Genomic DNA, 13,626 nt, shown 5'->3' on the forward strand with positions numbered 1-13,626 from the left:
GACCGACGCCCGACCTCACCCGCGTGGGGCTCATGCGGTCGCGGGCCGCGGGGAGTTCGCGGGAGGGGCTTCGGGGGTGTTCGGTCGCGGGGTGGGCTCGCGGGTGACGGCGAACGCGCGCGGCCGGGGTGGACGAGGAAGACCGCTCTCAGCAGGGGGATCACCGCGGGCCACGGCACGAGGACCCCCGCGCTCGGCACGGCGAGGGGCCGCCTAAGCTCAGTGGCACGCCGAGGAGGAATCTCATGAAGATAGTGATACCTGGGGGAACCGGACAGGTAGGCACGATCCTGGATCGGGCGCTGACCGCCGCCGGACACGAGGTCGTGGTGCTCACCAGACGGCCGGTGCGCGAGCGGCAGGTCCGGTGGGACGGCAGGACGCTCGGGCCGTGGGCCGAGGCGATCGACGGCAGTGACGTCGTGGTCAACCTGGCCGGACGCAGCGTGAGTTGCCGCTACACCGCGGCGAACCTGCGGGCCATGATGGACTCACGGGTGGACTCCGCGCGCGTGGTGGGTGAGGCCATCGCGTCCGCCTCCCGGCCCCCTCGGGTGTGGTTGCAGATGAGCACCGCCACCATCTACGCCCACCGCTTCGACGCACCCAACGACGAGGCCACCGGCGCGCTCGGGGGCACGGAACCCCGCGTCCCGGGTTACTGGGCGTACAGCGTCGACATCGCCCGGAACTGGGAGCAGGCCCAGGAGGAGGCCGACACCCCGCACACCCGCAAGGTCGCCCTGCGCGCCACCATGGTGATGAGCCCCGACCGCGGTGGCGTCTTCGACGTCCTGTCGTGGCTGGCGCGGCTCGGGCTCGGCGGCCCGGTCGCGGGCGGCGCCCAGTACGTGTCCTGGATCCACGACCACGACTTCGTCCGCGCGGTCGAGTTCCTGGTCGACCGGGACGACTTCAGCGGTCCGGTGAACCTCGCCGCCCCCGCCCCGTTGCCGCAGCGCGCGTTCATGCGTGCGCTGCGCACCGCCTGGGGCGTCCCGGTGGGGCTGCCGGCGACCAGGTGGATGGCCGAACTCGGCGCGTTCGCGCTGCGCTCGGACACCGAGCTGCTGTTGAAGAGTCGCCGCGTCGTCCCGGGCCGGCTCCTCGAAGCGGGCTTCACCTTCGACCACGCCCGGTGGCCACAGGCCGCCGACGACCTCGTACGGCGCGCACGCGGCGGACGACGCTCCCGGTGAGCGCTCCGGCCCCCGCCACGCCCGCGCCGGCCGCACGGCTGCCACCGCCCATACGGGGCTCGCGACCCCGTGACCCTCGCCTACGCTTTCTCGCATGAGCCGTTGGGAAGAACTCACTGGTGGGACGTCCGGAGAAGGCTATGCCGCCCGGTTCGCGGCCCTGGCCGAGAGCGGGAAGGACATGCACGGGGAGGCGCGGTTCTGCGCCACGCTGGTCCCTCCCGGGGCGCGGGTGCTGGATGCCGGGTGTGGCACCGGGCGCGTCATGATCCGACTGGCGGAGCTGGGATACGACTGTGTCGGCGTCGACCTCGACGCGTCCATGCTGGCGGTGGCCCGCCGCCAGGCGCCGGAACTGCCGTGGTTCCAGGCCGACCTGGCGAGTCTCGACCTTGCCGAGCTGGGCGTGGCCGCGGGCTTTGACCTGGTGGTCGCCGCCGGCAACATCTTCCCGCTGCTCGCCTCGGGCACCGAGGCCACGGTGGTCAGCCGACTGGCCGCGATGCTGCGCCCGGGCGGATTCCTGGTCGCGGGGTTCGGCCTGGACGAGGCCCACCTGCCGGTGCCGCCCAGCATCACCCTGGCCGAGTACGACGCCTACTGCGCCACGGCGGGCCTCACCCTCGTCGACCGCTTCGCGACGTGGGACGCCCACCCGTACGACGACGGCGGCTACGCCGTGAGCGTCCACCGAGGCTGATACGCCGGAGCGCCCCGCGAGGCGGTGGTGCCCGTCTCGACGCTCCGCAGCGGACAGCCCCCGGCACGCGGGCCCAGACCCACGGAGATCATGGCCAGCCAGGAGACCCGCTGCGGGGGAGGGGGCCGTGCGGGCGCGTCACCCTCGGGTGGCTCACCCGGTGCGGCCCCACAGGCCGTACATGCACGCCTCGCTCGCGTCGGCCTCGACCGCCCCGTCGGGGCGCCACTGGTTGGTGGCCACGATGCCCGGGGGCAGCACGGTGACGCCCGCGTGGTCCATCAGGGCGCGGAGCTCGTGCTCGCCGCGCATGTGGGAGGGGATGCCGAAGCTTTCGTAGACCTCCTGCATCCGTCGCACCTTGGGACGGTCGAAGTCGTACGTGCCGTGGGAGAGGACGAGGATGCTGCCGGGGGCGAGCGCGCCCGTGTACCTCTTCAGCATGTTGGGGACGTCGACGCTGGTGATGTAGGGGATGACCGCGCCCAGGAGCACGGCCGCGGGGCGGGTGAGGTCGATGGTCTCGCGCACGGCGAGGGAGCGCAGGACGGTGTCGGGGTCGCCGATGTCGGCCACGAGGTAGGACACCGTGCCCTCGCTGCCGGTGGGGCCTTGCTCCGCCAGGGTTCATTCGGCGGGATGGTCGCACTTAATATCATATCCTTTTACCTTTTTCTATTTTCATATTTAATTCTTTAATTTTTTCTTTCTTTACTTCAATTAATTCTATGAATTTTTCTTAATATTTTCTTCTCTTAATATTATATTAATTTTCTTATTTCATAATTAAAATAAAAAAACAACTAACACTTTAATTCAAGAACAAAAAACAACCAAAAACCCCACCACCAATAAAAAACCAAACTAACCCAAACAAAACCCCATACCCAATAATAATACAAAAAAATTAAAATATTTATTTATATTAATTTTCTCTATATTTCCCACCCCTTCCCTTTCTCACTTTCCATCTTACATCCTCCCCCCGCCCCCTTATTATTTCTCCTTCTATTCCCTCCCCCTTCATTATCCCTCACCTCCCTCACCCTTCACCCCCCCGCCCCCCCCGCCCCCCCCAACCCCACCTTTTTACCGATCGACCGTATCATCTCTACACTACCCCGCTCCATTTTACTACGCTCCGCCGTCCCCCCCCCCCCCCCCCCCCCCCCGAGTGCCCTACCCGCTCCCCAGTGCGCCCTCTGGCCCCTGCCCGCCCCCCCCGACCGCGCACTCAGTGCGCTGCGCTGTCGCCGACGGGCCGGTGCCGATCCCCCCCACGGCTGGATGTGGGTGACGGGCAGTCACCGGCCCGTGGCATGTCGGCCGAGGTCAGGCGGCACACGGGCCCTTGCTTTCACTCCGCGTAGCTAGTTAGGTTAGCCTTGCCTACGCAAAGAGGGGGTTGTGTCGGTCCGAGCCACGGGGTTGGTGGGTTGGGTCGTCCGATCGATCGGGTGGATGGAGGGGCGTGGTGGCGCGGTCGTTGACGGCGTTGACCGGGCCACGGCCGGCACCCGGCCAGGCATGCGAGCGTGGCGCTCCGCGTCGTGGCCTCGCCGCCCCCACCGCCCCTCCTCCACCGGCGCGCTGACCGCGCGGTCGGCGCCGTACTCCCGCAGGAGCCATCCGATGAACCAGACTCAGTCGCCCGGCCGACCGCGCGCCGATGTCGCGCACCAACTCCCCGGGGCGACACACCCAACGACCCACCGCACCCCGCCCCGGGCGGCGCTCCCGACGGGTGGGAAGGCATGACGACGCCGGATCACCGGGACCGGCACCTGGCGCGGATCGCGGAGGTCCGGGCGGGTCGCCACGCCGAGAAGGTCGGTTACCCGATCCGCATCCGCCGGGTCGAGGTCGTGCGCACCGCCATGGTGGGCTCCGGGTTGCTGCGGATGACCCTGGGCGGGGCTGGCACCGAGGGGTTCGAGGCGCACGCGCCGGACGAGCACGTGAAGTTGCTCTTCCCGGAGCCGGACGGTTCGCTGCGGCTGCCCGAGCAGGACGGGGCGGTGCTGCGCTGGCCGCGGCCGTCGCCCACCTCGCGCGAGTACACCGTACGCCGCTACGACCCCGAGGCGGCCGAGATCGACATCGACATCGTCCCGCACGCCGGCGGCCTCGCGGCGGACTGGGCGGGCACCGTCCAGCCGGGCGCCGTCGTGCACGTCGCGGGCCCGCCCGGCGGGCTGATCGTCCCCGCCACCTACGACCGCTACCTGCTGGCGGGCGACATCACCGCGCTGCCCGCGATCGCCCGCTGGCTGGAGGAACTGCCCAGCGCCGCCAAGGGTTGGGCGTTCGTCGAGGTCGCCGACGCCAGCCAGGAGATCGACCTCTCGGCGCCGGAGGGTGTCGAGGTGCGCTGGCTGCACCGCGGTGAGCGCCCGCCGGGCACCGGCGACGCCCTGGCGCGGGCCGTGACCTCGGTGACCGTGCCCGAGGACGAGCGGGTGTTCGTCTGGGCCGCGGGCGAGGCCGGGCAGCTCAAACCGCTGCGCCGGTGGGTCCGCGACGAGCTGCGGCTGGACCGGGCCGACCACGACATCACCGGCTACTGGAAGCGCGGCGTCGCCGACTTCGACGACGACCACTGACCCGTCGGCCAGACAGGCGACCAACCAGCCATCCGGTCAGCCATCCGGCCAGCGAGTCAACCAGCCAGCCAGCCAGCCAACCAATCAATCAACCTGCCGACCGGTCGGGGCACAGGCGGCGACGCCGCCCGCCGGCCTGCCGGAAAGGCCGCTGACCGACGTGGTCAAGGCGAGTCCGACCCGATCCACCCCGAGAACAAGGAGCGACACGATGTCCCTACGCAGAACCCCGGGCCTGGTCGGTGCCGTGGCACTGGCCCTGGCCCTGACCGGGTGTGGATCGTCGGACGGCGCGTCGGACGACGCCGGCAAGGGCCGGACCCGGGTGTTCACCGCCGACAACGGCAAGATCACCATTCCGGAGAAGCCGAAGCGCGTGGTGGCCACCGGCTACGCCGTGCCCGCCCTGATCGAGGCCGAGGCACCGCTGGTGGGTATCTCGTCCTGGAAGCGCGGCGAGCCGATGATGAGCCAGCGGGACCTGGCCACGTACAAGAAGCTGCCCAAGGTGGCCGGTGAGTTGGCGACGGAGACCAACTACGAGGCCATCGCCGAGGCCGAGCCCGATCTGATCGTCATCGGCGTGCCGGCCCCCGTCCTCGGCGACATCGACGTCAAGCGGCTGGAGTCCATCGCCCCGGTGCTGGCGATCGGCCCGACCGTGCCCAACATGTGGCGCAAGCAGTCCCACCAGCAGGCCGACGCCGCCGGCGCGCTCACCAAGTTCGACGCGGTCAAGAAGGCGTACGAGGACAAGGCCGCCGCGCTCACCGCGAAGTACAAGGCGGTGCTGCCCCAGCTCAAGGCGGGCCACGTCGGCTCGTACGGCGAGGCCGCGAAGGGCACCTTCCAGCGCGAGTTCGGCGGCTCCTGGGGCACCAACATCGCCGAGGACGTCGGCGTCTCGTACTACGGACAGGTCAAGAAGAAGGGCCCCGGCTCGCAGGCGGTCAGCGAGTACCCGTCCCTCGAAGAACTGCCGACCTCGCTCCGCGACGCCGACATCATCACCTACTCGGTCAAGGCCGACGGAAGCGTGCCCGAGTCGGTGAAGTACGTCATGGACTCCAAGCTGTGGAAGAACCTGCCCGCCGTCAAGGCGGGAAAGACCTTCCCCCTCCGCTACACCGAGGCCGCCACCTACGGGCAGGCCGTGCGGACGCTGGACGCGATCGACACGTCGCTCGCGCCGTTGCTGAACCGGTGACCGTCGCCGGCCCGACGTCCGATGAGGCGGTGGGGGGCAAGCGGGTGCGCGCCGCGCCGCAGGTCGGCCTGTTCGTCGGCGGGCTGGTGCTGCTGGCGGTCGTCGCCGTCGTCAGCGTCGGTGTCGGCGCCCGCTCCGTCCCACCCGCCGAGGCCGTGCGCGCCCTGTTCGACTACCAGGGCACGGACGACCACGTGATCGTGCGGGACGTCCGAGCCCCGCGCGCACTGCTCGCCATCGCCGTGGGCGCCGCCCTGGCGGTGGCGGGCGCGCTGATCCAGACGACCGTCCGCAACCCGCTGGCCGAGCCCGGCATCCTCGGCGTCACCGCCGGCGCGGGTTTCGCCATCACCCTCGGCTCCGGCCTCGGCCTCGCGGCCGGTCAGGCGGGCCAGTTGGGCTGGGCGGTCACGGGCTCGGTGGTCGCCGCCCTCCTGGTCGCCGCGGTCGGGCGGGGCTCGCCACTGCGCCTGGTGCTCACCGGTGTGGCGCTGACCGCCGTGCTCAACGGCGTCGGCCTCGGCCTGCGGCTGACCCTCCCGGACGTCTTCGACACGTACCGCTTCTGGTCGGTCGGCTCCCTCGCCGCCCGCGAACAGGCCCCGCTGGCCGTGCCGTTGACCGCGATCGGCCTGTGCCTGCTGGGCGCGCTGCTGCTGAGCCGATCGCTCAACGCCCTGGCCCTCGGCGAGAACGTCGCGCGGGCCCTGGGCGCGAGCGTGGCCCGGGTGCGCGGCCTGGCGCTATTGCTGATCACCGTGCTCAGCGGGGCCGCGACGGCGATCGCCGGCCCGATCCTCTTCGTCGGGCTCATCGTGCCGCACCTGGTGCGCAAGCCCGCCGCGGGCTCGGTGCCCTGGCTCGTCCTGCACGCGATGGTCCTGGGCCCGATCCTGCTGCTCGTGGCCGACATCGGGTCGCGCGTGCTGCTGCCCACCGGCGAGGTGCCGGTGGCCGTCGTGACCGCCTTCCTCGGCGGCCCGATGCTCATCTGGGCCGTCCGACGGTACGGAGCGGAGTCGCTGTGAGCACGCTGAACGTACGAGGACTGACCGTGCGCGGCCGAACCGTACGAGGGCCGCGGGTCCAGCGCCGCACCGTGGTGCTCACCGCGGCGATGACCGCGCTGATGCTGGGCCTGGGCCTGCTCGGGCTGTGTTACGGCGCGTCCTGGTCCACCCCCGGCGAGGTGCTCGCCGTGTTGAGCGGGGCGGAGCGCTCCGTGGTGATCTCCGAGTGGCGGCTGCCGCGCGTGCTGGCCGGGTTGGTCTTCGGCGCCGCGCTCGGCGTGGCCGGGGCGATCTTCCAGAACCTCACCCGCAACCCCATGGGCAGCCCCGACGTGATCGGCCTCGACGCGGGCGCCTACACCGGCGCCCTGGTCGCCATCACCGCGCTGTCCGGCACCTCCGCGCAACTGGCCGTCGGCTCGGTGATCGGCGGGCTCGTCGTCGCGGCCGTGATCTACGCGCTCTCCTTCGACCAGGGCTTCTCCGGACTGCGCCTGGTGGTGATCGGCATCGCCCTGAACGCGATGATGACCGCGGTCAACTCCTGGATCGTGCTCCGCGCCGACCTTGAGGTGGCGATCGCCGCCGTGGGCTGGAGCGCGGGCTCCCTCAACGCCGTCGGCTGGGAGGACCTGAACATCCCCTTCACCGCCATCGCCCTCCTGCTGGCCCTGATGGCCACCCAGGCACACGCCATGCACCAGGCGGCGCTCGGCGACGCGGTCGCGACGACCACCGGCGTCGGCCTTGGCCGACTGCGCCTGCTGATGGTCCTCGTCGGCGTCGGCTGCACCGCCACGGTCACCGCCGTGGCCGGCCCGATCGCCTTCATCGCGCTGGCCGCTCCGCAGATCGGCCGACGCCTCGCGGGCGCGGCCGGGGTGCCGCTGCTCCCGGCCGCGCTGACCGGGGCCGTCCTGCTGCTGGGCGCCGACCTGGTCGCCCAGATGCTGCTGGCGCCCGTCGCGCTGCCCGTCGGCGTGGTGAGCACCGCGATCGGCGGCTGTTACCTGATCTGGCTGCTGACCAAGGAGGTGAGGCGCGCGTGAGCGCACGCCTGACCGCGCGGGAGATCACCCTGCGCTACGGAGACCGCGTGGTGTCCACGCGGCTGAGCCTCGACGTCCCCGACGGTGCCTTCACCGCCATCGTGGGCCCCAACGGCTGTGGGAAGTCCACCCTGTTGCGGGCGTTCGCGCGGCTGCTGCGCCCCGACGCCGGGCGCGTGGAACTCGACGGCCGTGAGGTCGGCGACTACCCGGCCAAGGCCCTGGCCCAGCGACTCGGCTTCCTGCCGCAGGACCCGCAGGCCCCCGAGGACATCAGGGTCAGACAACTGGTGGGCCGGGGCCGGTTCCCGTACCAGTCGTTCCTCGCCCTGTGGTCGGCGCGGGACGAGCGGGCCGTCACCGACGCGATGGCCGCGGCGGGCGTCGCCGACCTGGGGGACCGGCCGGTGCGGGAGCTTTCGGGCGGCCAGCGGCAGCGGGTGTGGATGGCCATGGTGCTCGCCCAGGACACGCCCTACCTGCTGCTCGACGAACCGACGTCCTTCCTGGACATCACCCACCAGTACCAACTGCTCGGCCTGCTGGCCACGCTGCGCGACCAGGGCCGCACGGTCGTCGCCGTCCTGCACGACATCAACCAGGCGTGCCGGTTCGCCGACCACCTGGTCGCCATGAAGGACGGCCGGGTGGCCGCCGAGGGCGACCCCACCGACATCGTGGACGCCGCGCTGATCGAGGACGTCTTCGAGCTGCCGAGCGTCATCGTCCCGGACCCGGTGACGAACACGCCGATGGTCGTCCCCACCCTGCGAGCGGACGCCTCCGCCCTGCGAGCAGACGTTCCCACCCAGCGAGGAGACTGAGTTGAGCACCGTACGCGCACCCCGGGGCCGGTCGGCCGCGGGGCGGGGCCGAGCGCCGTGGCGCGCCGTACGCCGGGCGGGCGCCCCCTCGGCGCCGCGCTCGGCCACCGCGGGACGCCGGTGCGTGAGGTGAGCGGCGTGAGCGGGAAGGACGAGGAAGCACGGGTCGACGCGCCGCTGCTGCGGACCGCGTTCATCCTGGTGCTCGGCACCTTCATGGCCACCGTGGACGCCACGATCGTCAGCGTCGGCATCGACACTCTGACCGACGAGTTCGACGCCTCGGTCACCGAGATCCAGTGGGTGTCCACCGCCTACCTGTTGGCCGTGGTGGCCGCCGTGCCAGCGTCCGGGTGGCTGGCCGACCGGTTCGGCGGTCGACGGACATGGCTGGCCGCCGTGGGGGTCTTCCTGCTGGGCTCGGCGCTGTGCGCGCTGGCCTGGTCGGCGACCAGCCTCATCGCGTTCCGGGTGGTCCAGGGGCTCGGTGGCGGACTGCTACCCGCCACCGGCCAGGCGTTGTTGGCCCGCGTGGCCGGGCCCCGCCGCACCGGACGGGTGATCAGCGTCGTCGCGGTCGTCCCGCTGCTGTCGCCGGTGCTCGGGCCGCTGGTCGGCGGCGGCATCCTCGCGGCGGCCTCCTGGCCGTGGCTGTTCCTGGTCAACCTGCCCATCGGCGCGGTGGCGATGGCGCTCGCCCGCCGCCACGTGCCCGTCGTCCCGCCGGGGCCCCGGCGCGCGCCGTTCGACCTGCGAGGGGCGGCGCTGCTCTCACCCGGCCTGGCCGTGCTGGTCTTCGGGCTGACCGAGACCGCCCACGGGCGCGCCCTCCCGGCCACCATCGGCGTCCTGGCGGGTCTGCTCATGCTGGGCGGGTTCGTCACACACGGGCTACGGACCCGCGGCACGCCGCTGGTCGACCCCCGCCTGTTCACCCGGCCGCCCTTCGGCGCCGCCGCCCTCGCGCTGCTCGTCCTCGGCGCGTCCGTCTTCGGCACGATGTTCCTGCTCCCGCTCTACCTCCAGACCGGGCGCGGCCTCTCGGCCTGGGAGGCGGGACTGCTGCTCGCGCCCCAGGGGCTCGGCGCGGCGGCCGGGTCGGTGCTGGTCAACCGCACCATCGACAAGGTCGCGCCACGGACCCTGGTGGTCACCGGCATCGTGCTGATCCTCGCGGGCACGGCCCCCTTCACCCAGCTCGGCCACCAACCCCCGGACGCCGTGCTCGCCTCGGCGCTCGCGGTCCGAGGCATCGGAATGGCCATGATCGGCGCGCCCGTGATGAACATCGTCTACAGCCGCGTCGAGCCCTCCCACATCCCCCGCGCGGCCGGGGCGCTCAACCTGTTGAACACGGTGGGTGGTTCGGTGGGCACCGCGCTGCTCGCCGTGGTGCTGGACCACCGGTTGGCCGCCCGGGGCCAGGCGATCTCCTGGGCGTTCGCCGACACCTTCTGGTGGGTGCTCGGCTTCTGCCTGCTCGCGGCCCTCGGAGCGACGAGGCTTCCCCGCACACCCGCCGGACGGACCTGACCCCAAAGCCGGCCAGGGGCCCGTGACTTCGGCGTCCTGTGCGCCACGTGCGCGGAGAACGGGGCGACCGACGCGTGAAGGTCCGAAGGGCGCGGGACAAGCCCGGACCCGGGAGCCAGGGTGTGTCGGACCGTGGCGCTCGCGGCGCGGTGGGACGCGAGGGCGCGGGGCCCGCGCCGCGACCGCGCCGGGAGGCGACGCGGTGGCCGTGTAAGGTGCGGGCCGACGCGCGGGCGCCTGGTGGCGACGACGCGGATGGTGGGCGGGTGCGAGAGGCCGACGGAATGCGGGTAGCGGTGCTCGGGCCGGTGCGGGCGGTCACCGAGGACGGGAAGCCGATCCCGATCCCCGGCACCCGGCCGCGCATGTTGCTGGGCAGGCTCGCGCTGGCCGCGGGCGAGCGGGTGTCGTCCGACGCGCTCATCGACGGCCTGTGGGGTCCCACCCCGGCGGACAACGCGGTGAACGCGCTGCACGCGCTGGTGTACCGGCTCCGCAAGTTCCTGGGCGGCGCCGCGACACTGGCGTCGGAGGGGGCGGGCTACCGCCTCGTGGTGTCCGCGCGGGACGTGGACGCCCACCGCTTCGAGGAGCTGGCCGCGCGGGGCAGGCGGCTACTCACCGCGGGCGCCCCGCGCGAGGCGGTACCCCTGCTCGGCGAGGCGCTCGCGCTGTGGCACGGGCCCGCGTTCGCCGACGTGGTGGAGGCTCCCTACGTCGGGAGCGCCGGCGCGCGGCTGGAGGAGTTACGCGCCGTGGCCCTTGAGGACCGCTTCGAGGCGGAGTTACGGCTCGGGCGACACGCGGAGGTACTGGCCGACCTGCAGGCGACGGCGGCCGAACACCCGCTGCGGGAGCGGCTGGCCGCTCTGCGCATGCGAGCGCTGCACGCGGTCGGCCGCCGCTCCGAGGCACTGGCCGTGTACGAGCGGGTACGCGACACGCTCGCCGAGCAACTAGGTGTCGACCCCTCGGCCGATGTGCGGGAGGCCCACCTGGCCGTCCTGCGCGGCCACGTGACGCGACCCGCTCACCCACGCGAGCCGGCCCCGGGGCGGCTGCCGGCCCGGCTGACCACCTTCGTCGGCCGCGACGAGGAGTTGGCACAGCTCGCCGGGTTGTTGGCCACCTCCCGGCTGGTCACCGTCGTCGGCCCCGGGGGAGTGGGCAAGACGCGGCTGGCCCTGGAGGCGGCGGAGCTCCACCGCACGTCCCGGCAAGGCAGGCTGTGGCACGTGCCCCTGGCCCAGGTGACGGGCCCGGACGCCGTCGCCGACGCGGTGCTCGGCGCGCTCGGTGCCTCCTGCGGCCGGCCGCTGGGTGGCGGTGGCGGCCCGGCCCAACCGGTGGACCAGGTGGACGAGTTGCTCGGTGCGGGCGAGGCCGTGCTCGTCCTCGACAACTGCGAACACCTCGTCGGGCCGGTCGCGGAGTTCGCCCACGCGCTCCTGGAACTCCGACCGCACCTGATCATCCTGGCCACCAGCCGCGAACCCCTGGAGGTCATGGGCGAGACGCTGTGCCGCCTCGAACCACTCGACCTGCCTCCGGACGGCGCCGATCCGGGCACCGTCGCCCGGTCGGGGGCGGTGCGGCTGTTCGCGGACCGGGCGGCGGCCGTACGCCCCGATTTCGACGTCAACGAGTCCACCGCGGAATCGGTGAGCGAGGTGGTGCGCCGGCTGGACGGGCTGCCGCTGGCCCTGGAACTGGCCGCCGCCCGACTGCGCTCGATGAGCCTCGACCAGGTGGCGGAACGACTGGACGACCGGTTCCGGCTCCTGTCGGCGGGCAACAGGGCGGCCCAGCCACGTCAGCGCACCCTGCACGCGGTGATCGAGTGGAGCTGGGACCTGCTGACCGAGCCGGAGCGGGCGCTCGCACGGCGCATGTCGGTCTTCCCCGCCCGGTACGGTGCCGCCACGGTGGAGGCCGTGTGCGCGGACGAGCGGACGCTGCCGGCCCGCGAGGTGGTCTACGTACTGGCCTCGCTGGTCGACAAGTCCATCGTGCGACAGGACGAGGACGGCTACCGGATGCTGGAGACCGTGCGCGCCTACGCGGCCGAGGCGTTGCTGCGGGCCGGTGAACGGGAGGTCGTACGGGACCGGTTCACGCGCCACTTCGCCGCGTTGGCCGACGAACACGAGCCCCTGTTGCGGTCGGAGCGCCAGCCGGCCGCCCTGCGGATGTTCGCGGCCGAGTACGACAACCTGCTGGGCGCGCTGCGTACGGCCACGGACAACGCGGACGCGACCACCGCCGTACGCCTGCTCACCCCGTTGTACTGGTACTGGAACACGCTGTCCTACGAGCCACGGGCGGGAACCCTCGTGGCGCGGGTGCTCGCGTTGGGTGACGCGTTGCCCGCGGACGCCCGGGCCGCCCTCACCGCCCTCCACCTGCTGACCGGCGCCGAAGGCCAGTCAGCGGACGCCGAGCGGGTGCGCGCCGCCATCGAGGACTGCGCGCGCACCGGCGCCCTGGCCCGCTACCCGATGGTGCTGCTGGTGACGCTGCCGGTCGGCCACCTGCTCGGCATGGGCGAGCTGATCGAACCCCTGATGCGCGAGGTACGCGAAGGGCCCGACCAGTGGGCCATCGGCTGCACCTTCATGGCGGAGGCGTTCATCCGCCTCGATCGCGGCGACTGGCACGGCAGCGCCATCGCGCGGACGCGGGCGGCACACGCGTTCGAGCGGACGGGTGACGGCCTGTGGACGGCGATGGCACTGGCGGGCGTGGCCCAGGCGCACTCGCTCCGAGGCGAACACGACCAGGCCATCGCCGCCTACCGTCGTGGCATCGCGCTCGCCCCCCAGAGCGAGGTCACCTACCGGCTCGCGCTCGCCACCGAGCACATGCGCGGCGGTGACCTGGTGGGCGCCCGAGAGGAGATCGCCGTGGCCGAGCGGATGGTCGAGACCACCGGCCGACTGCTGTGGCGCGTCGAGACCATGGCCACCAGGGCCATCTTTCTACGTCGGAGCGGTCACCCGCTGCGGTCCGGGCGGGAGTTGGAGCGCATGGCGGCCCTCACCCGGGGGACATCGCTGTTCGGCCCGGAGATCGAGGTCTGGACCGCGACCATGAGGATGGCCAACCACCTGGCGGTCGGGGACGCCCAGCGGGCCCGCGCGATGCTGCCCGACCTGGTCCAGGCGGCATTCGCCTGCCGCGACACCGCACCCGCCGCCCAACACCTGGCCGCGCTGCTGCTCCTGGAAGGCGACCCGGCCGGCGCGGCCACCGCGCTCGGCATGAGCCAGTCCATCCGGGGCGCCTACGACGAGGGCGACCCCGAGCTGCGCGAACTGGCCACCGAGCTGGCGCGGCGACTGGGCCCGAAGGAGTACGCCGCGGCCTTCGGCCGGGGGGCCGACATGCCGCGCCCGGACGCGCTGGACCACCTGACCCGCCACCTTCCCGGCTGATGCCCGCTGACCCTGTCTGACAGCAGGACGCCCGGCCTGTCAGAGCGCTGTCAGCGGCGTGTCACCG

At 72.3% G+C, this 13,626-nt stretch carries 10 protein-coding genes; 9 read left to right on the plus strand and 1 reads right to left on the minus strand.

Annotated elements, in window-relative coordinates:
• Positions 1–245: 245 nt before the first annotated feature.
• Entirely contained in the window at positions 246–1,199 is a 954-nt protein-coding gene (locus tag H7H31_RS31000; RefSeq protein ID WP_187060935.1) for a TIGR01777 family oxidoreductase, read from the plus strand.
• A gap of 94 nt (positions 1,200–1,293) precedes the next feature.
• A complete protein-coding gene (locus H7H31_RS31005; protein ID WP_187060936.1) occupies positions 1,294–1,899 on the plus strand; it encodes a class I SAM-dependent methyltransferase in 606 nt (201 codons plus the stop codon).
• A gap of 153 nt (positions 1,900–2,052) precedes the next feature.
• On the opposite strand, the gene H7H31_RS31010 is transcribed toward H7H31_RS31005, so the two are convergent.
• The gene (locus H7H31_RS31010; protein WP_187118177.1) at positions 2,053–2,487 is read right to left on the minus strand and encodes an SAM-dependent methyltransferase; all 435 of its coding nucleotides are present in this window, start codon (positions 2,485–2,487) and stop codon (positions 2,053–2,055) included.
• 1,166 nt (positions 2,488–3,653) lie between these two features.
• Here H7H31_RS31010 and H7H31_RS31015 point away from each other — a divergent pair.
• From H7H31_RS31015 to H7H31_RS31045, 7 genes are all read left to right on the plus strand, one after another.
• Positions 3,654–4,502 carry a siderophore-interacting protein gene (locus H7H31_RS31015; RefSeq protein ID WP_187064780.1) on the plus strand — a complete coding sequence of 283 codons (849 nt, stop codon included), beginning with the start codon at positions 3,654–3,656 and terminating at the stop codon, positions 4,500–4,502.
• A gap of 211 nt (positions 4,503–4,713) precedes the next feature.
• Complete coding sequence (locus H7H31_RS31020; RefSeq protein WP_187064782.1) at positions 4,714–5,709, plus strand: ABC transporter substrate-binding protein; 996 nt, start codon at positions 4,714–4,716, stop codon at positions 5,707–5,709.
• Positions 5,706–6,737 (plus strand): FecCD family ABC transporter permease, encoded by a 1,032-nt coding sequence (locus H7H31_RS31025; protein ID WP_187064784.1) that lies wholly within the window; start codon positions 5,706–5,708, stop codon positions 6,735–6,737. Before H7H31_RS31020 ends, H7H31_RS31025 begins: the two co-directional genes overlap by 4 nt.
• A gap of 89 nt (positions 6,738–6,826) precedes the next feature.
• Positions 6,827–7,768, plus strand: a complete 942-nt coding sequence (locus tag H7H31_RS31030) for a FecCD family ABC transporter permease (RefSeq protein WP_187064806.1) — start codon at positions 6,827–6,829, stop codon at positions 7,766–7,768.
• Positions 7,765–8,592, plus strand: a complete 828-nt coding sequence (locus H7H31_RS31035) for an ABC transporter ATP-binding protein (protein WP_187064786.1) — start codon at positions 7,765–7,767, stop codon at positions 8,590–8,592. Before H7H31_RS31030 ends, H7H31_RS31035 begins: the two co-directional genes overlap by 4 nt.
• 129 nt (positions 8,593–8,721) lie before the next feature.
• Positions 8,722–10,125 (plus strand): MDR family MFS transporter, encoded by a 1,404-nt coding sequence (locus H7H31_RS31040; RefSeq protein ID WP_372456070.1) that lies wholly within the window; start codon positions 8,722–8,724, stop codon positions 10,123–10,125.
• 266 nt (positions 10,126–10,391) lie between these two features.
• On the plus strand, positions 10,392–13,559 hold the full coding sequence (locus H7H31_RS31045) for a BTAD domain-containing putative transcriptional regulator (protein ID WP_232110162.1): 3,168 nt from the start codon (positions 10,392–10,394) through the stop codon (positions 13,557–13,559).
• The last annotated feature ends 67 nt before the right edge of the window (positions 13,560–13,626 follow it).

Origin of the sequence: Streptomyces buecherae (assembly GCF_014295035.1) — a bacterium.
GTDB classification, from domain to species: domain Bacteria; phylum Actinomycetota; class Actinomycetes; order Streptomycetales; family Streptomycetaceae; genus Streptomyces; species Streptomyces youssoufiensis.

Coding starts and splice junctions, on each gene's coding strand:
- H7H31_RS31000 (WP_187060935.1), top strand. CDS start 246: ATGAAGATAGTGATACCTGGGGGAACCGGACAGGTAGGCACGATCCTG.
- H7H31_RS31005 (WP_187060936.1), top strand. CDS start 1,294: ATGAGCCGTTGGGAAGAACTCACTGGTGGGACGTCCGGAGAAGGCTAT.
- H7H31_RS31015 (WP_187064780.1), top strand. CDS start 3,654: ATGACGACGCCGGATCACCGGGACCGGCACCTGGCGCGGATCGCGGAG.
- H7H31_RS31020 (WP_187064782.1), top strand. CDS start 4,714: ATGTCCCTACGCAGAACCCCGGGCCTGGTCGGTGCCGTGGCACTGGCC.
- H7H31_RS31030 (WP_187064806.1), top strand. CDS start 6,827: ATGACCGCGCTGATGCTGGGCCTGGGCCTGCTCGGGCTGTGTTACGGC.